We start from the raw sequence: 20,518 nt of genomic DNA, 5'->3' as shown, positions 1-20,518 counted from the left end.
ATGCTTACCTTTTTAAAAGCCCAGGCTTCTTCGTTAACGGCTTCGGCAACCGATTTTTTAATCACCGCCTTAACCGTAAGCATATTTGGCTGGTGGTATCTGGCCGGAAGCATGATCGGAACCATTTCGGGGGGAGCTGTTAATTTTTACATCAACCGGAACTGGGTTTTTAATGCCAGCTCAGCAGAAATGAGGAAACAAATCATCAGGTATATGCTGGTATGGCTGGGCAATTTATTACTGGTAACCTTGTTCGTTTACCTGCTTACCCGTTTTTTCAGTCTCAATTACCTGTTCTCCAAAATAGCCGTTTCCGTAGTAATGGGACTCAGCTATAATTATTATATGCAAAAGCAGTTTATTTTTCCCGTAAAATGAAAGTTATTTATTCATTTTTTATAGTCTTGGTTTGGGTTGCAACAGGTTTAAGTGCTTTTGCACAGAAAACAGTTGTTACCGGTAATGTGCGCGATGCCGTTTCCAAAGAGCCGCTACCTTACGTATCTGTATTTTTTAAAGGCACTACTATCGGAACCCAAACCGACCTTAACGGGAATTATGCGCTCAGTTCGTCGAGCCAGCAGGAAGGATTGAGCTTTAATTACATCGGCTATATTACCTTGTCGAAAAACATAATGCCGGGCTTTGAGCAAAAACTGGATGTTGCGCTCGTACCCGATGCAAAAGCACTGGGAGAAGTTACTGTGGTGGCTGGTAAAAAAGCACGTTACCGCAATAAAGATAACCCGGCAGTAGAACTGATCAGGCAGGTAATTGCCCACAGGGAAGAAAACCGGATTAGCAATTTCAATACCGCCGCCTTCAGGCAGTACGATAAAATGCTTTTTTCGATGAGCAATGTATCCGAAAAGTTTAAAAATAAGCGCATTTTCAGAAATTATCAGTTTCTTTTTCAGCAGCAGGATTCTACCTTAATTGGTGGTAAAAATCTGTTGCCCATTTATATACAGGAGAAATTAACCGATAAATATTTTGCCAGCGATCCAACACGGAACAAATCGGTTATTATTGGCGAGAAACAGGTTAATTTCGATCAGCAGCTGGTTGATAACAACGGCATGAAGGTTTATTTCGAACGCATGTACCAGGATATTGATATTTATAAGAACAATATCTCGGTGATCAGCAACGAGTTTTTAAGCCCGATTGCCAATGCTGCGCCTTCTTTCTATAAGTTTTTTATTACCGATACCATTAAAACAGGTCATGGAGAGGTAATTGAACTTGCTTTTACCCCCAGAAATGGTACCGACATGCTTTTTGAAGGGAAATTATATGTGAGCAACGATTCGCATTATGCCGTTACAGGCGTATCGATGGGGGTAAATAAAAACATCAACCTTAATTTCGTAAGGGCTTTAAAAATCGATCTGGATTTTGAACCCACGCTTTCGGGCAAATACAGTTTAGCCAAAAGCAAGCTGATTGCCGATTTTGGGCTGGGCAAAACCAAGGGGATGGGCTTTACGGGCGAGCGTTCTTCGACTTATAAAAATTACCAGTACGATATTAAATTACCCGATACGATTTTTCAGGGTAGGAGTATCGTGTCGGTTGCCGGGGCCTCTGCCCGCGATGATCAGTATTGGGAAAAGAACCGATTAGATCCCTTATCAAAAGAACAGGCAAAGATTTACCACAACATCGATACCCTTCAAAAAATACCTTCATTTCAGCGTACGGTAAAAATTGCGACACTGCTTTTTGCCGGCTATGGTAACCTTGGTCCATACGAAATCGGCCCTGTTAATACCTTTTACAGCTTTAACAATGTAGAGGGGTTTCGATTGCGCTTTGGTGGCCGTACTACCCCCGAACTTAGTAAACGGTTTTATTTTGAAAATTATGCCGCTTATGGTTTTAAAGATGAAAAATGGAAATTTTTTCTTTCTGCAACCTATTCCATTAACAACAAATCAATTTATCAGTTCCCGCAAAATTATGTGCGGGCAAGCTTTCAGCGCGATACCAAAATTCCTGGTCAGGAACTGCAGTTTGTGCAGGAAGACAACTTCCTCCTGTCGTTTAAACGTGGATTAAATGATATGTTGCTCTACAACGATTTTTACCGCCTGGATTATGTGCATGAGTACGAAAATCACTTTTCTTATGCTTTTGGGTTTAAAAAGTGGAGCCAAACACCTGCCGGAGGTTTAAACTATCAGGCCAATGGTGGCGGATTTATTAACCGCTTAACCACCAGTGAGCTTTCGCTGGCTTTGCGTTATGCGCCTAACGAAAAGTTTATCCAGGGCAAAATTTACCGTGTACCCATTGCCGATCGTTATCCGGTATTTAACCTGCGTTACACAGCCGGAATAAAAGGATTGTTGGGTGGCGAATACAATTATCATAACCTTACCGGGAGCGTAGATAAGCGCTTTTATCTTTCACAGCTGGGTTACAGCGATGTTACTTTCGAAGGCAGTTATATTGCCGGTAGGGTGCCTTTTCCCTTGCTGGCGATCCATCGGGCTAACCAAACCTATGCCTATCAGCTCAATTCGTATAACCTGATGAATTTCCTGGAGTTTGTGAGCGATCACTATATAAGCATTAACATCGACCATAATTTTAACGGGTTTTTCTTCAACAAATTGCCGCTAATCAAAAAGCTAAAATTAAGAGAAGTGGTTTCTTTCAAAGCGCTTTACGGTGGTTTACGCGATGAAAATAATCCGGCAGGCGGCAGTGCCCTTTACCAGTTACCGGCATTCGATAATGGTTTGCAGCGAACTTATTCGCTGGGCAAAGAGCCTTATATGGAAGGTAGCGTGGGTATTGGCAATATTTTTAAATTATTGAGGGTTGATCTGGTTAGGCGTTTTACTTATCTGGATAATCCGGAGGTGGCTAAATGGGGGATTAGGGCAAGGGTTAAATTTGATTTTTAAATAAAATATATGGAAAGCGTAAAATTAAGAGATCGCCTTCAGCTGGCTATTTACAAGGTGATTAATCCCTTCGTAAAAGGGCTCATTAAAATAGGCTTAACGCCCAATATGGTAACCAGCATTGGCCTGGTACTAAACATTGGTGTGGCCGTAATTTTTGTACTTGGTGCCGAAAAATCTAATCGTGGCGACATGTCGTACATTGGGTGGGGCGGTGCATTGGTGCTTTTTGCAGGCCTTTTCGATATGCTGGATGGGCAGGTGGCCCGCCTGGGCAACATGAGTTCCCGCTTTGGGGCATTGTACGATTCGGTGCTCGATCGCTACAGCGAAATGATTATGTTTCTGGGCATTTGCTATTATCTGGTGGCGCACCATTATTTTTTAAGTTCGTTGTTTGCCTTTATTGCGCTTATTGGCTCTATGATGGTGAGCTATACCCGCGCCCGGGCAGAAGGTTTGGGCGTTGAGTGTAAAGGCGGATTGATGCAGCGGCCGGAAAGGGTAGTAACCATTGGCGTATTTGCCATTGCCTGCGGGGTAACCGGGCATTTTATTGGCGGCGATTATAAAATCTATCTGCCAGGCATTTCCTTTCATGTATTTGAAACCATGTCGGTTTTTACTTTACCCATTACCTTAATGGCAGTTTTAACCAATATTACAGCCGTTCGGCGCTTGCAGGAGGCCAAAAAAGGCCTGGAAGCACAGGAGCGAAACGAAAAAAAGACCAGCAATAAAGCGGCTTTGGTGGCAGCTACACTGCTTGTTTTAGGCCTGGGGGCAATGGCTCCGGTAAAAGTAATGGCACAGGGCGATAACCCTTCGCCCATTGTTTTTCCTACACCCGAAGGTATTGCCAATCAGCTTTTCTATTTACAACGCGATCCGAATACCAATACCATCGTTTGCCAGTTGAATATCGATAAACACGGTGAGGTGAATAAAGCGCAGCCGGTTAATGTTTTTTGGATGCGTTACGGCGATAAAGGAGAGAAGAAAGAACTCAGCTACATACAGCGTAAATTTGCCTATGGCATTGTGAGTAAAGATTTGGGCAACGGGCAATTCGAACTCCGGTTTGTTTCGCACAAAAAGCTGCCCATGTATCTCCGAAAATCAACAGCCGATAAAAAATACCATGTTTACGCCACCATCAACGATAAAAAGATGGAGATCGATCGCATATTCCTGCGCATAGAAGGGGGCACTTTCTGGTTCCCGAATGTAAAATATGTAGAAATAAAAGGACGCGATGCTGCAGCGCCGGTTAAGCAATTTACAGAAAGGATTAAAATATAAGGTATGAAGAAGAATTTTGTATCCAACAGCACCGCATCGGTAAGGATGTTTAAAAGCGATTTGATGGAAAGCCTTTCGAAAGTACGTTTTTATGTGCCTTTAATTGTTTATGTTCCGGTTATAGCCTTTCTGAGCTATAAGTCGCTGTGGCAAAACGAAATGGCCTTTGTTAATTTCGCGGCATGGTTGCTGTTCGGATTGGGGATATGGACCATTACCGAATATTTTCTGCACCGGTATGTGTTTCACTTCGAACCCAAATCGGGCTGGGGGCAGCGCATCCATTTTATTTTTCATGGTGTGCACCACGATTACCCTAACGATGCCAAAAGGCTGGTAATGCCACCTTCTGCCAGTATTCCAATGGCTTTGGGCTTTTACTTCCTGTTCGACTGGCTGCTTCCCCAAAATTGCGAATATCCATTTTTTATCGGCTTTATGATCGGGTATTTGTTTTACGATATGGTACATTATGCGCTTCACCATGCCAGTTTTAAAAGCGGTTTCTGGAAAAAATTGAAACAGCACCACATGTTGCATCATTATTCCGATTCGACCAAAGGTTATGGCGTAAGCTGGACATTCTGGGACCATATATTTCGCTCAAATTTTGATAAGAAGCAGGATGGAAGAACAACAGGCCAGTAAAGGCTTTTACCACCGCAGTTTCGTTTATGCCGCCATAGCCATTTCGGTGGGCTATTTATTGCTTTCCTTGTTGCTGGTTGGTTTTAAAACAGATCAGCTGGTGCTGGTTTTCATCTTTAACGCCTTGTTCTTTTTTTCAAAAGCAACACGGAAATTTATTCTGGGGTTTTCTATTTTTATCGTGTACTGGATCCTTTTCGATTACATGAAGGCATTCCCGAATTACCGCTACAATGCAGTGCATATCGAAGATCTTTATGATGCAGAGAAACGCATTTTTGGGATCAACCTGCATGGCATGATGTTAACCCCAAACGAATTTTGGAAAATAAACAGCAATGCTTTTTTAGATGTATTAACCGGCCTGTTCTACCTGATGTGGGTTCCGGTTCCACTGGCTTTTGCAGTATATCTGTTCTTTAAAAAGAAGCTTGAGTTTGTGCATTTTTCGCTGGTATTTGTTTGGGTAAACCTGCTCGGCTTTGTTGTTTATTACCTTTTTCCGGCTGCACCGCCATGGTATGTACAGGAGCACGGTTTTGCACTTATACCCGGTACCCTCGGAAATACCGCAGGTTTAGCCCGCTTCGATCAGTTTTTTAACATTACACTATTTAAAGGAATTTACAGCAAAGGCTCTAATGTTTTTGCAGCAATGCCATCTTTACACTCCGCCTATCCGGTTATTGTAGTGTATTATGCGCTCAAAAATAAACTGGGGGCCATTAATGTATTTTTTGTAACGGTAATGCTGGGGATCTGGTTTTCGGCCATTTACAGCAGTCACCATTATTCGTTAGATGTGCTGGCCGGAATAAGTTGTGCCATATTGGGCATTGTTTCCTTTCAGTTTCTGGTGAAAAAGGCTCCGTTAAAACACTTCGTGGCCGCCATAGTGAAGAAAATTACTTAAAATGACTTGATTTTTTATTTGGCTTGAAGCCAGCTAGGGCGGGGGATAGCTATGCTGTTTTTTCTTCAAAAAGACTATTCTCCGTCATGCGAAAAGGTGAAATTTAATTCCTGCGCATTACCATATTGATAATTCAGATCGGATAAACTTATTTTCTTTGCCAATTTTTTAACGTAAAGTGCTGATAATTTAATGTTTGCAATAAATCTACTATATCCATAGATAATATAGATATATTCCTATATTTGCAATGTCAATGTTATACATAACAATATGAATCAACTTTACATTAACAATACCAAACTGCCTGTACTTAAATCTGAAACTGTTTTAAGCCTTGCTGAAATTTGTTGTAGCGTTGATACTTTGTGTTGTTGTATGTGTATGTAAACACCAACGCTCGCCACAAACATTATTCAGTTTATCCTTATTTTCTTTTTTATGAATCCCCTTTTCAGGAAAGTCGTAATCAGCCTTTTGATTATTTTTCTGGCCTGCTTTTTTTTGAACTTTAAGCAAACCGAACCTGCTGTAAAGCCACTTCCGCTGGCCACTGCAACTGCCTTGTGCTGTTCATCTAAGCTCCCCAACCGTTATGGCATAAAATTTACCAGCAATACAAAGGGGGTAGATCGTACCAAAGCGCTGGCTAAACCACAGCATAACGAAGATGCTTTATTAAAAGATATTTCCTTTTGGTTTAATACCAGTTACGAGCTAAGCAGGAATATAAAAACAACAGAAAACAGCGGTTTGGGGCGGCTTGGCTTCAGCTGCATCAAAGATAAATAACCAGATTCCTAACTTATAAACTAATCACAAATGAACTGTAGCAAATAAAAAAAGGGAAAAACTTTCATTTTTCCCTCCGAACCAAATAAATCTTCGAACCAGGTTCTCAATTGGCGTTGGCCCTGATTCAAATGGTAACTTAATTCTAAACAAAATTATGCAAAATTTCTATGAAGTACGTGCCGGGGGCATGCTTACTTCAAAATTTCCTACACCAAACTTTAGGAAGCTATTTCCTGCACATACAGGCAGGAAAGAAAGCAGGATCTTCGGCTTCTTAATTTTATTCATGTTGTGCGCATTTACAAAAAATACAATTGCACAAACCACCCCGCTCATTAATTCTACTTTAACCGGAACGGTAAGAGATGCCAAAACCGGCGAAACACTGCCTGGAGTAAATGTGAGCATTAAGGGAACAACACATGCCGCATTAACAGATAATAATGGCGTTTTCCGTTTCATAACCGGTCAAAAATTCCCTTATACCCTTATCATCAGTTTTGTTGGCTATAAATCTTTACAAATTGTGGCCAATGGCTCGCCCATCGAAGTAAAGCTCGAAGAACAGGTAAATACACTTAACAACGTGGTGGTAGTGGGTTACGGTACGCAGAAAAAAAGCGATTTTACCGGATCACTTTCCTCAGTGCCAACCGAGTTGAAAAACGTTCCGGTGGCTTCGCCCGACCGGCTGATTCAGGGGGCAATATCAGGGGCACAGGTTACCCAGTCGAGCGGTCAGCCCGGTGGTGGTGTGTCTATCCGTGTACGTGGCGGAACCTCTATAAACGCTGGTAACGAACCTTTGTATGTGATTGATGGTTTTCCGGTTTACAACGGCGATGCTACTGTTGATGCAGGGATTACCAACGGACCGGCCATTAACCCGCTATCGGCAATCAATCCGGCCGATATCGAATCAATCGATGTACTTAAAGATGCTTCTGCAACAGCCATATATGGCTCGCGTGGTGCAAACGGGGTAATTCTGATTACTACCAAAAGAGGAAGTAAAAACAGCTTCTCTATTAATTACAGTGGTTATTATGGCACACAAAAAGTAAGCAAAAGAATTGCTTTGCTGAATGCCCGCGAATGGGGCGCTTTAAAGAACGATGCCCTTACCGATGCCGGCAAAGCACCATTTTATACACAGGCGCAATTAGACCAGCTAGGCGAAGGAACCAATTGGCAGGGAGAGGCTTTTAGAACAGCACCGGTACAAAACCACAGCCTTTCGATAGCATCAGGCAATGAAAAAACACGTTTATTGCTTTCAGGAAATTACTTTAAGCAGGAGGGGGTAATTTTAAACAGCGGTTTCGACCGGTATTCGGCAAAGCTGAATGTAGACCACGAAGTAAATTCGAAATTTAAAGTAGGCGTTTATCTGAATGGAAGCACTACCCGTGCCGATGTTGCACCAAGTGGTATTGTTGCCAACATTCTATCCATGGTACCCGTAGTGCCGGTAAAAGATGCCAATGGCAATTTTACAGCCAACAGCAGCTTCGGCGCTACCGTAGCCAATCCCATAGCAACCCTAAGCCTGCAAACCAACGAAACCAAAACAACACGCGTGCTGGCCAACAGCTTTGGAGAATATACCATTATTGAGGGCTTAACGGCTAAGGTTTCCTTAGGTACCGACATCATTAACAACAAGCAGAACAGGTTTCTCCCTTCTACACTTTACGAAAGCCTTCCGGGTGGAAATGCATCAATCGGTTCCTTATCTACTTTGAACTGGTTAAACGAAAATACCATCAACTACAAGAAAAGAATTGCCGAAAAACACAGCTTTGAAGTACTTTTAGGTAATACACAACAAAAATCGGTTACCGAAGTCTTTACCGCCGGTGCTTCAAATTTTGTTAGCGATGCCTTTAAGTACAACAACCTGGGCTCGGGTACTGTGCTTAGCACCCCAACTTCATTAAGAACAGAATGGGCGCTGCAATCTTTTCTGGCCAGGGTTAATTATGCTTACGATAACAAATACCTGTTAACCTTAACCGCCCGTGCCGATGGCTCATCGAGGTTTGGTATTAACAATAAATGGGGAACATTCCCATCAGCAGCCATTGCCTGGAATGCTTCGAACGAAAAATTCCTGCAGGACGTTAAAGCCATCAGCTCCCTTAAGTTCCGCTTTAGTGCAGGGGTAACCGGTAATCAGGAAATCGATCCTTACCGTTCACTTTCGCGCTTATCGAGCTACCAGTACACTTTTGCCAATACACTGGTGAATGGTTTGGCCATTGCCAGCTTTGCAAACCCCGATTTAACCTGGGAAAAAACAGCACAGTACAATTTCGGTATAGATCTGGAACTGTTTTCGAACCGTATTCAGCTTACAACTGATATTTATTACAAAAGAACTTCCGATTTATTGTTAGAAGTGCCTGTGCCATACTCATCAAGCTTAACCAGTGCTTTCCAAAACCTGGGGGTGGTGAGAAACAAAGGCGTAGAGCTTGGACTTAAAACCGTCAACTTTCAGGGCGATTTTAACTGGACAACCAACCTCATCTTTTCTGCCAACAGGAATAAAATCCTTACGCTGGGTGGTTCTCCTTATTTCTTTGTTACCGATCCGGCAAGTCCAACTACTTTACCAACGCAAATTATTAAAGTTGGCGAATCGGTCGGTGCATTTTACATGTACGAGGCAGATGGGGTAAATCCGGCCAATGGTTTACAAAAATACAAAGACCTTAACGGCGATGGCCTGATTACACAAGATGCCGACCGTAAAATTGTGGGCAGCTCGCAACCCAAATTTTTAGCCAGTATCACCAATACTTTCAGGTATCAGAATTTCGATCTCTCAGTTTTTTTTAATGCATCGTACGGCAACAAGATTTTTAACTGGACACGGGCCAACTTAGAAACCGGTACTGGTTACACTGGTGCGGTGGCCACATTGCTCGATCGATGGACGCCATCAAACCGGAATACAGATGTACATAAAGCCATTGAAAACCCGGCAGTAACCATTTCTGACCGCTTTGTAGAAGACGGATCATTTATCAGGCTAAAAAATCTTACCCTGGGTTACAGTCTGCCAACCCCTTTGCTTTCTAAGCTGAAACTAAGCGGGCTGCGGGTTTATGTATCGGGCAGCAACCTGTACACCTGGACCAATTATACCGGCTACGATCCCGAGGTGAGCACCAACGGACAAAATTCGATAAGCACAGGGATGGATAGGGCAGCTTATCCAAATGCACGGTCAATACAAGGGGGCATCAGCCTGACGCTTTAATTTTTCAACATTTAATTTTTATTGCGATGAAAATAAAATATTTACCACTGGCCATTGTGCTTGCCAGTCTTTCAGCTTGTGTAAAACTGGATGAAAGCCCAAAATCATTTATCTCTCCCGAGCAATTTTATAAAACAGCTGGCGATGCAATTTCGGCTGTGAATGCCATTTATTATCCCATGGTTGACAACAGCACCGGAGCGCAACCCATCTACAACAGGCTGTTTTACACCGGGCTTGATTTCCTTACCGACGATCTGGACGCAGGGCCGGGCTCGCCAAATGCAGAAGTGAGGGCATTGGCCAAGCTTACGCACGCATCAACCAACTTACGTATCCAGCAAATCTGGACGGAACATTACGAAGGGATTAACAAGGCCAATATTGCCCTCGAAAGAATCCCTGCCATTGAAATGGATGGAAAGCTTAAAAACCGTTTGCTGGGCGAAGCCAGATTTTTGAGAGGCTTTTATTATTTCAATTTGGTAAGGCTTTACGGCGATGTTCCCTTGCTCTTAAAAGACCAAACACAGTTAAGTCTTGCCGAATTGCAGGTGCCACGCACACCTAAGGAGCAGGTTTTTCTGCAGATTATTAATGATCTGGAAACTGCCACATCCTTATTTAAAGCCGCATCGGCAGGCGAAGCCGGCAGGGCAACCGAAGGTGCTGCAGTATCGCTTTTATCAAAAGTATACTTAACGCGCCGCGACTGGGCAAATGCGGTGAAATATGCCGATGCAGTAATTAATGGTTCATACGGTTATGCCTTGTTTGACGATTATGCACAGGTTTTTCTGCCTGCTTATAAAAACGGCAAAGAGCATATTTTTTCTGCACAGATAAAAGGAAGTACAATTAGCACCGGGCATTTAATTACCTCGAGCGATATCCGTTCGGGAGTACCCGGATTAAAAGGCTCGTACGGCAATCAGCTGGCCTTTTATACCGTTGGCAGCGATAATTTCTTTAGCCTGTACAAACTGTATTCGGCCAAGGATAAAAGGAAACGGACATCATTTGTTACTTACTATATCAGTCCAACCGACGGGAAAAAATATGCAACCATTAATGCTCCCGGCGATTCGGTGCCTTTCATTAACAAAAACTGGGATCCCAACTACGCCAGTACCGGAAACTCTGATGCGAATATGAACATCTTGCGTTATGCAGAGGTTATTTTAATTGATGCAGAGGCCGAAAACGAACTCAATGGTCCAACCACGAAGGCTTATGATGCCATCAATAAAATCAGGAAAAGAGCAGGACTGGCTGATTTAACTACCGGATTAACCAAAGATCAGTTCAGGGATTCGGTTTATCTCGACCGCAGGTTAGAGCTGGTAGGCGAGTGCCAGCGCTATTTCGATCTGATCAGGCAAACAGGTACAGAAGTTACAGGCGTTGGTCCGGAGGGGAAAGGTATTTTGCTTAAAAACCTGAAACTGGTAGGCAAAAACAATGTCGCCGCACGCCACTATTTGTACGCTATTCCACAGGGCGAAATAGACAGAAACCCGAAACTTACCCAAAATCCAGGCTGGTAAAAAGAAGAATTTTTTAGAAAAACTATAAAATAAAACGATGCGTATTATGAAAAAAATACCGAATAAAATTGCAGCTGCAGTGGTCTTAATGGCTGCGCTGCTGCAAATGGCCTCAGCACAAACATTAACCTCCGATCAGGGCTTTAAAGGTAAGATTGGCCGTACCGCTGCCGAGTCTCAGGAGTATTTTCCTGAAAAGAAGAAAGCACCTGCAGGTGCACCAAATGCAATTGTCTTTTTAATAGACGATGCCGGATATGGCACCTCAAGTGCTTTTGGTGGTTTAATGCAAACCCCGGTGTTGGATAGCTTGGCCAATAACGGGTTACGCTATACCAATTTCCACTCTACAGGAGTTTGTTCGCCAACACGGGCGGCGCTGCTAACCGGCCGCAACCACCATTCGGTACACATGGGTACCTTAAATTACAGTTCGAGTGGTTTTCCGGGTTACGATGCCATTATGCCCGCCGATAAAGGAACAATTGCCGAAGTACTGCACGAAAATAATTACAGCACCTTTGCTGTAGGGAAATACCATGTTGCCCCCATTAACGAAATCACTGCAATAGGCCCTTATGACCGATGGGCGGTTGGCCGTGGTTTCGATCATTTTTACGGCTTCCAGCTGGGTCATACCGATCAGTACCACCCCAATTTGTACGAAGACACCAAGGTTGTTGATGTAGAACCCAACGGAAAGCACCTCACTACTTTGCTGGCCGATAAAGCCATTAACTACATTTCCAATCAGAAATCTGTTGCACATGATAAGCCTTTCTTCCTTTACTTTGCTACGGGGGCCATCCATTCGCCACACCAGGTAGATAAGAAATGGAGCGATTTATACAAAGGCAAGTTCGATAAAGGCTGGGACTGGTACAGGGAAGAGGTTTTTGCCCGTCAGAAAAGGCTGGGCGTAATACCCGCTAACGCAGTACTGCCCGATCGCGATCCAACAGTTAAAGCCTGGAACAGTTTATCGCCTGAGCAAAAGAAGGTATATGCCCGTTTTATGGAAATTTATGCCGGTTTCTTAACCCATGCCGATTACGAGTTTGGCCGCATTGTAAATTACCTGAAAGAAATAGGAGAGGCCGATAATACCGTTATTCTGGTTAGCATTGGCGATAACGGATCGAGCCATAGTCCAGAGCATGGTAGCTTAAACGGTTACATCAGCTCATTGGATGAAGATAAACAAGTGGCCGAGTTGTATAAAAACATCGATAAACTGGGTACCGAACATTCATTTCAGGATGCGCCATCGGGCTGGACCCAGGCTACCAATACCCCTTTCAGGTTGTGGAAAGCCGATCCGAACAGCGAAGGAGGTACGCACCAGCCATTAATTGTATATTACCCTAACGGCGGGTTGAAAAAAGGCGATATCCGTGGGCAATATGGTCACGTAATTGATATTGCACCAACCATTTACGAGCTTACAGGTGCAAAAGTTCCGGAGACCATTAAAGGTTATGTACAAAAGCCACTGGAAGGAACGAGTTTGGTTTATTCGTTTAAAGATGCCAAAGCCGAAAACCGCCACAAAATTCAATATTACGAGTTATTTGGTAAACGGGCCATTGTTAAAGATGGCTGGAAAGCTTCGGTTTTTCATAAATCGGGTAGTGACTTCAAACAGGATGTTTGGGAGCTTTATAACCTGAACGATGATTTTAACGAAAGAATAAACCTCGCTGCAAAATACCCTGAAAAAGTAAAAGAATTACAGGCGCTTTTCGATCAGGAAGCCATTAAGTATAATGTATTTCCATTAAATGATAATGCCCTGGGGCATAGTGTTGGCGGAAGGGCACGCAGTCCCTTTGGACTGGATAAAAAGGTGGTTTTGTATGCCGGTATCGAACAGTTTTTAACCCTTACCGGGCCACAGTTCCAGAACGATCCGTTTTCGATTACGGCTGATGTAAACATCAAATCGGCCAGCGATGAAGGGGTATTATTTGCCACAGGTTCTGAGTTTGAAGGCTTAAGTTTATTTATCAAAAACGGAAAATTTGTGGTTGCGCACAATACAGGCAGTATTGTAAAATATCTCGAATCAGCCACTGCTGTACCGGTGGGTAAATCGAAGTTAAAGTTCGAATTTAATTTTACGCCTCCGGCCCATGGAAGTAAAGATAAAAATGCACCGGCAGGTACCGAAGCCATTTACATTAACGATAAAAAGGTTGGCGAGCGCAATGTGGTTGCTGCCGAAGGCAGGATCGCGATTTATAAAGATGGTATCGATGTAGGCGCAGATCGAAATTCGCCGGTAACCGATCGTTATCAGGCCCCATTCAATTTTACCGGAAAATTGAACAACGTAACTATCGAATATAAATAATAGCGTAAAAACAGGCTACCAGGTAACCGACAGCCTGCTTTTATTGCTTAATAATTGACCAAAATAAAGATGAAGATAATATTAAAGGTTTTTCTCCTGCTGGGCTTAACCCAAAGCTTATGGGCACAAAACAACCCCGACGATGAAATTTTTAACGGAAATAAACTGTTTGAGGATGTTAAACAGTATGTTAATTTCGGCGTGCACAGAACCGCAACAAGTGGCGATAACGCAACATCGGCCTGGCTTAAAAATAAGCTGGATGGTTTCGGCTTTCGAACCGAATATCTTTATTTTCCGGTTAAACAGTATTTCCTCGAAAGCGCTTCGTTAAAAATAAAAGATAGTACCTTAAATGTATTTCCGCTTTGGCCTGTGGCCACCGCAAATGTTGCTTTAAATGCAGAACTTGTTGATGCCGATAACGACAAACAATCGGTTTCGGGCAAAATAGCCGTAATCAGGTTAAAAAAAGAAGACCGCAAATACATAGACCGTTTGGAAAAACTAGACCGGTTTAATGATTTAATTGCCCAACGCGCAAGCGCCATTGTTTTAATTGTTGATAATGAGGCAGGCGAAATAGCGGCATTAAATACCCAGCCTAAAGCATCGTGGAAAATTCCGGTGGTACAACTTGCACCAAAAGATACCGCACAGCTTATATCAGGTGCGGGGGTTTTGCTTCAAATTAAAGGCAGCTTAAAAGATGTGCAGGCACGCAACGTAATTGCTAAAATTGGCTCTGGCAAGCAAACCGTAATCGTTTCTACCCCAATTAGTGGCTGGTTTACCTGTGGTGGCGAACGTGGGCCGGGCATTGCCATTTTTAATGCCATTGCCAAATGGGTAAGTGAGGTTAAACCGCCCTATACTTTCGTTTTTATAGCCAATTCATCACACGAACTGGAAGACCATAGGGGCACGCACGTATTTATCGATAAAAAGGCTCCTAAACCAGCAGATGTGAGGTTATGGGTACATTTGGGTGCCAGCTTTGCCATAAACGGCTACCAGAAAACAGCAGAAGGTATTCATAAACTCGAAACTGTCGACCCGAAAAGAAGGGTTTATTACAGTTCGAACCTCGAAAATACCATGCACCAGGCTTTCGATAAGAAACCCATTACACAACTGGGCAATGTGGCTTTAGGCGAACTTAGTGTTGCTGCAAAATATGGCTACGCTACTTATTTTGGCTTTGTGGGTGCCGATTTTAACCCCTTCTTTCATACACCTGTTGATAACGAAACAGCTACATCGCCAGAAATACTGGAACAAACCGCTTTGATGATCAGGGCGGCAATTCAATTGGAGTTAGCCCAACAGCTGTAACTCCGCTGGCCCAAACATTTCATAAAACCGGAAGCTTAATACAAATAAGCTTCCGGTTACTGCTCCAAATTGCTTGCCCATCTGGCTGGCAAAGTCTGCTATTGCAGCCCCTTTAAGCCCCCTGCTTAAAATAAGCGATCTCATCTCATTTCTTATCATACTGAATAATGTTTTTTGTTCATAGTGATTGATTTTCAGTCTGCTATGAGCGGGTGGCGCCGGTTTTGTTGTTCAAAGTTGAGACAAATCGACAAAAGGTTGAACAGATAATAAAGGGCGTATTGCTTTACTTTGATTCAGTTAACCAAATAATAAACCATACTGCAAATTTCTTTAGCCAGTTAACCCTGTGCCTTTGCAGTTCCAGTACTTTTTATGAGAAATAAATTATTTAACCGCGACGGCTAATTACCAGCCCTTTTACCCCCGAACCAATTTATTAACGGAAACCAAAACTATTTTATATTATGCTCAAAAAAACTTACTCATCCTACCTACATTCCAATACCCTTAACCTAAGCTTTAACTGCTAGCCTGATCAATGCTCTAATAACAAGGTCAGCCGGCATTTTTTAAGGTTTCAGTCTATTTTTTTGTAATACAGCGCAGCAGAACATTTGTGTTTAACGCAAATGCCAGGCAGGCTAATGCTTACAAATACTCTGGGCCAAAGCAACAGTGGCGGGTGCATGCCTTTAAATTTTAGCAACAGGCCGGTTCAGGTTTCCATTTGGTGTGGTGTTTATAAACGCCGCAAGGATATACTCATGCCTTGTTTTTGAAAACCAGCCCGCTAAACGGAATACCCGATTGCCCTCATTTTCGATGATAGAACTTGTAGGTGGTCTTTATAAAAACGTTTTATCAGGCTCCGAATTAGCAGCAACCAATAAGTAAAATGTGATGTAACCTGGCAACAGCCAGGATAAAAGCAATATGTATATGAAAACAAAAAACAATGTTAAAACCAGACGTTGGCAAATCCACTGGATGTTGCTCAGCTTCATTGCGCTTTCATTAACGCAGTGCAAACAGGATGAGCTGCCCGAAGAAGCTGGCTACGACCCGGGAAAAGAAGTGGTGATTACTGATTTCTATCCCAAACAGGGCGCTGTAGGGAACAATCTGGTTATATATGGCGAGAATTTCGGAAACGACCTTTCTAAAATAAAAGTAACCATTGGCGGAAAACCGGCCAAGGTGGTGGGCGTAAAAAACAATAGTTTATATTGTATCATTCCCGAGGCGGCCTATGCCGGCGATATTAAAATAACCATACTCGGTAGCAATAACGAGCAACTGGCTCAGGCCACATCAAAAGAAGTATATTCGTATACGCGGAAACTGCTGGTTTCTACCTTTTTAGGTAAGTTTTATGAGGTAGCCAGTAATTTCGAAGAAAAAGAAGGCCCCTTTAACGATTGTGGTGCATTTAAGGGCATTACCTGGCTCACCATCGATCCGAAAAACCCTAACCACATGTATTTTACAGCCGATGTAAATAGCTGTCGCTTTATCGATTTTGAGAAGAAGTATGTAAGTTATTTCAGGACCGACCTGGATCGGGTATCGATCATGAACTGGCGCATTGACGGAAACCAGGACATGATTGTTTCGCATAACCACTCGAGCGATACCAAAAACGGCAATTATATCTTTAGCCGCGAATCTAACTTCCTCCAGAAAAAAGCCATTGAAGTGTATGCCCGCGGGGTAAATGGTACCATGGTACATCCGCAAAACGGAGAGCTTTATTACTCGAGGTACAGGGCAGGCGATATCCGCAGGTACGATTTTAATACCAAGGAAGATAAGCTGGTATTCTCTAACCCTTACAGTGCCGTGGCGGTTTATATGGTGATGCATCCTTCGGGCGATTATGCCTACCTGGTTGAATACGAGAAGCATTACATCATGCGTACCGATTACGACCGCGATAAGAAAATCTTTAAAACACCATACACCATTTGCGGCGCTGCCGGTACTGCCGGTTATGCTGATGGCATTGGTACAAACGCCCGGCTAAATAACCCCGTACAAGGTGTTTTTGTTAAGAATCCTGATTATGCAACATCAGGAGGAGATCAATACGATTTCTATTTCTGCGATAAAGCCAATCATGCCATCCGCACCCTAACCCCACAGGGCAGGGTAAGCACATTTGCCGGCCGTGGCAATAATGGCACCAACGGATATGCCGATGGCGATTTACGTACCGAAGCCCGTTTCAACAGTCCGCAGGCAATTGCCTACGATGAAACCAAAAAATGTTTCTATATCGGCGATACCGGTAACTGGCTGATCAGAAAAATAGCAAAAGAAGAATAATTATAAACACCTACGATATAATGATGAGATTTATTTTACTAACATGCATCGTCTTGCTTGGCATTTCTATTAATGCCCTTGCACAGCAGGAGGTGATCGTTAAAGGGGTGGTAACAGATGCCGGTAAACTACCCATTCCGGGGGTAAGTATTTCGGTTGCCAACCTGCCCGGACTGGGCGCAATAACCGATGGAGATGGAAAATTTAGTGTGAAAATTCCGCCATACCAAACCCTGATATTTACCTATGTAGGTTACGAAAAACAAGAAGTACTGATCAAAGAACAACGCGTGGTAAATATAACCATGAAAGAATCGGATGCCAGTGTACTGAACGAGGTAGTGGTTACCGCTACCGGTGGACAGAAAAAGATTTCCATTACTGGTGCCGTTACCACGGTAAATGTAGATCAGTTAAAATCAAACCCTTCTACCTCTATGGCCGATGCATTGGCCGGGGTAGTACCCGGTATTCAGGCCATGCAAACCTCTGGCCGGCCCGGAAGCATTTCCGAATTCTGGGTGCGCAGTATCTCTACTTTTGGGGCCAGCAACGCCGCCCTGGTATTAATTGATGGTTTTGAGCGCGATATGAACGAAATCAACGTGGAAGACGTAGAATCCTTTTCGGTGTTAAAAGATGCTTCCGCAACCGCCATGTATGGCAGCAGAGGTGCCAATGGGGTTATCTTAATTAAAACCAAGCGCGGTAAAGAAGGCAAAGTAAATATCAATGCTAAGGTAGAAGGTTTTTATAGCCAGCTTACCAAACTTCCCGAATTTGTTGATGGCTATACTTATGCATCGATGGCCAACGAGGCCAAGATTGTCCGGAACCAGGAACCGCTTTTTTCAAAATCAGAACTCGAAGTACTCCGCCTGGGTTTAGACCCCGATTTGTTCCCCAATGTAAACTGGATGGACGTGATATTACGCGATGGGGCAAAAAGTCAGCGAAGCATGCTCAATTTAAGTGGTGGAGGAAAAACAGCACGTTACTATCTCTCAGGAAGCTACCAGGACCAGGAGGGGATGTATAAGGTAGATGATGCCCTGAAGAATTACAATACCAACGCCAATTTTAAAAAATATACCTACCGCTTAAGTGTGGATATGGACATTACCAAATCGACCTTGCTCACAGCAGGCGTTTCGGGCTCGTTGCGTAAACAAAATGATCCGGGTGTGGGGAGCGATGCCATCTGGACTGCCCTTATGGGATACAATGCCATTACCGCACCGTTGCGTTATTCGGATGGGAAAATACCAGCCAGCGATGACCGTGATGGTAACCCCGATAACGACCAGGACCGCTTTAATCCCTGGGTGCAGGGAACCATGACCGGTTACAACGAAAACTGGAGCAACAACATCCAAACCACTTTAAATTTAGACCAACGGTTAGATTTCATTACCAAAGGCCTTCGCTTTCTTGGCCGTTTTGGTTACGATACCTACAACAACAACTGGATTAAACGTTACAAATTCCCCGAATTGTGGAGCGCAAACCGTTACCGCAACACTGCCGGAGAACTGGTATTTAAACGCATAAGGGAAGAACAGAAAATGACACAAACTTCTGGCTCAGATGGCGAGAAACGCGAGTTTTTTGAATGGGAAACCCACTACAACAACAATATCGGGGCGCATAATTTCGGAGCCGTTATTAAATATACCCAGGCTTCTAAAGTATTTACGCAAAATATCGGTACCGACCTTAAAAACGGAATTGCCCGCCGGAACCAGGGATTTGCCGGTCGCGCCAATTACAACTGGAACTCCCGTTATTATGTCGATTTTAATTTCGGCTACACCGGTTCAGAGAATTTTCATAAAGATTACCGCTTCGGGTTCTTTCCGGCCATTTCGGGAGCCTGGAATATCGGCGAAGAAGCTATCGTGAAAAAACTGGGCTGGATCAATATGTTAAAAGTGCGTTATTCGTACGGGAAAACCGGAAACGACAATATGGGCGATATCAGGTTCCCTTACCTGTACACCATCGAACAGATGGCTGGAGGAGGCTACAATTTCGGCGATTACGATTCTTCAAACCCCTGGACCGGAATTCGCTATTCAAGCGTAGCATCGCCCAATGTTACCTGGGAAATTGCAACCAAGCAGGATTTAGGGATCGATTATTCATTCTTTCACGACAAGTTTAGCGGGGCAGTAGATTTCTTCCGCGAGCGCCGGGAAGGAATTTACATGAGCCGCAATTCGCTGCCGGGATTTGTGGGGCTGGAAAACAATCCATCGGCCAACGTAGGCGAAGTAAAAGCCGAAGGTTTTGATGGTAATTTTACCCTTAAGCAAAAAGTAAGCAATATCGATTTTACCCTGCGTGGCAATATAACCTACAGTAAAAATGAGATTATTGAAAGGGACGAGGAAAACACCATTTACAAATACAAACTGCAGGAAGGCCACCGTGTTAACCAGGCCAGGGGCCTGATAGATTTAGGCCTGTTTAAAGATTATGATGATATCCGCAACAGTCCGAGGCAATCTTTTGGCGAAGTAATGCCGGGCGATATCAAATACAAGGATATCAACGGTGATGGTGTGATTGATGATAATGATATCGTGGCCATCGGGGCAACCACCCGGCCCAATCTAACTTACGGCTTTGGTTTATCGGCCAGCTGGAAAGGTTTGGATATCAATGTACACTTCCAGGGGATCGGAAAGTCTACCTATTTTATCAATGGTTCGTCGGTGTACATGTTTAGCTTAGGCGAAAACTGGGGCAATGTGTTGAGCGATGTGGCCAATGGCAGCCGCTGGAAACTGGGCGAAAATGAAGATACGAACGCCGCATACCCACGTTTAACCTACGGGCCTAATGCCAATAATTACCGGGCTTCGAGCTTCTGGCTCAGAGATGGTTCTTACCTGCGCTTAAAAACATTGGATATTGGTTATTCACTGCCTAAAACACTGGTAAACAAAGCACACCTCAGCGGCGTACGCTTCTTTTTTATAGGCACCAACCTGTTTACCTTCACCAATTTTAAACTATGGGATCCCGAACTGGGAAGCTCAACCGGTAAAGCATACCCGCTTAATAAAACACTATCGGTAGGGGTATCAGTTAATTTATAAGCCATGAAGA

General features: G+C 43.5%; 13 protein-coding genes. 12 read left to right on the top strand and 1 reads right to left on the bottom strand.

Features of this window, described 5'->3' with window-relative positions; translation table 11 throughout:
- The 10 genes from HWV58_RS13020 to HWV58_RS12975 all read left to right on the top strand — a co-directional run bounded on the left by HWV58_RS13020 (nt 1) and on the right by HWV58_RS12975 (nt 15,076).
- A complete protein-coding gene (locus HWV58_RS13020) occupies nt 1-378 on the top strand; it encodes a GtrA family protein (protein WP_175634519.1) in 378 nt (125 codons plus the stop codon).
- Entirely contained in the window at nt 375-2,915 is a 2,541-nt protein-coding gene (locus HWV58_RS13015) for a DUF5686 and carboxypeptidase-like regulatory domain-containing protein (RefSeq protein WP_175634518.1), read from the top strand. The genes HWV58_RS13020 and HWV58_RS13015 overlap by 4 nt, the downstream gene beginning before the upstream one ends.
- A gap of 9 nt (nt 2,916-2,924) precedes the next feature.
- Nucleotides 2,925-4,217, top strand: coding sequence for a DUF4833 domain-containing protein (locus HWV58_RS13010; RefSeq protein ID WP_175634517.1), 1,293 nt, complete (start codon nt 2,925-2,927; stop codon nt 4,215-4,217).
- Nucleotides 4,218-4,220: 3 nt separating this feature from the next.
- Complete coding sequence (locus HWV58_RS13005) at nt 4,221-4,865, top strand: sterol desaturase family protein (RefSeq protein ID WP_175634516.1); 645 nt, start codon at nt 4,221-4,223, stop codon at nt 4,863-4,865.
- On the top strand, nt 4,843-5,778 hold the full coding sequence (locus tag HWV58_RS13000) for a phosphatase PAP2 family protein (RefSeq protein WP_175634515.1): 936 nt from the start codon (nt 4,843-4,845) through the stop codon (nt 5,776-5,778). The genes HWV58_RS13005 and HWV58_RS13000 overlap by 23 nt, the downstream gene beginning before the upstream one ends.
- Nucleotides 5,779-6,219: 441 nt before the next feature.
- Entirely contained in the window at nt 6,220-6,570 is a 351-nt protein-coding gene (locus HWV58_RS12995) for a hypothetical protein (RefSeq protein ID WP_175634514.1), read from the top strand.
- 157 nt (nt 6,571-6,727) lie between these two features.
- Complete coding sequence (locus HWV58_RS12990; RefSeq protein ID WP_217706999.1) at nt 6,728-9,841, top strand: SusC/RagA family TonB-linked outer membrane protein; 3,114 nt, start codon at nt 6,728-6,730, stop codon at nt 9,839-9,841.
- Between the two features lie 26 nt (nt 9,842-9,867).
- Nucleotides 9,868-11,388: a RagB/SusD family nutrient uptake outer membrane protein gene (locus tag HWV58_RS12985; protein ID WP_175634513.1), complete on the top strand. Its 1,521-nt coding sequence runs from the start codon at nt 9,868-9,870 to the stop codon at nt 11,386-11,388.
- A 46-nt stretch (nt 11,389-11,434) separates the two neighbouring features.
- Complete coding sequence (locus HWV58_RS12980; RefSeq protein ID WP_175634512.1) at nt 11,435-13,741, top strand: arylsulfatase; 2,307 nt, start codon at nt 11,435-11,437, stop codon at nt 13,739-13,741.
- 69 nt (nt 13,742-13,810) lie between these two features.
- Entirely contained in the window at nt 13,811-15,076 is a 1,266-nt protein-coding gene (locus HWV58_RS12975) for a protease-associated domain-containing protein (RefSeq protein WP_175634511.1), read from the top strand.
- Here HWV58_RS12975 and HWV58_RS12970 read toward each other — a convergent pair.
- Nucleotides 15,059-15,235, bottom strand: coding sequence for a hypothetical protein (locus HWV58_RS12970; protein WP_175634510.1), 177 nt, complete (start codon nt 15,233-15,235; stop codon nt 15,059-15,061). The genes HWV58_RS12975 and HWV58_RS12970 overlap by 18 nt on opposite strands.
- 783 nt (nt 15,236-16,018) lie before the next feature.
- Between HWV58_RS12970 and HWV58_RS12965 the strand changes: the two genes are divergently transcribed.
- Both HWV58_RS12965 and HWV58_RS12960 read left to right on the top strand, forming a co-directional pair.
- Nucleotides 16,019-17,404, top strand: coding sequence for an IPT/TIG domain-containing protein (locus HWV58_RS12965; protein ID WP_175634509.1), 1,386 nt, complete (start codon nt 16,019-16,021; stop codon nt 17,402-17,404).
- Nucleotides 17,405-17,424: 20 nt separating this feature from the next.
- A complete protein-coding gene (locus HWV58_RS12960) occupies nt 17,425-20,508 on the top strand; it encodes a SusC/RagA family TonB-linked outer membrane protein (protein ID WP_235972724.1) in 3,084 nt (1,027 codons plus the stop codon).
- Nucleotides 20,509-20,518 lie beyond the last annotated feature (10 nt).

Source organism: Pedobacter ghigonis (assembly GCF_903166585.1).
Taxonomy (GTDB): Bacteria; Bacteroidota; Bacteroidia; order Sphingobacteriales; family Sphingobacteriaceae; genus Pedobacter; species Pedobacter ghigonis.
Note: the sequence above shows the minus strand (reverse complement) of the source record. Positions and strands in the feature narration are given on the sequence as shown.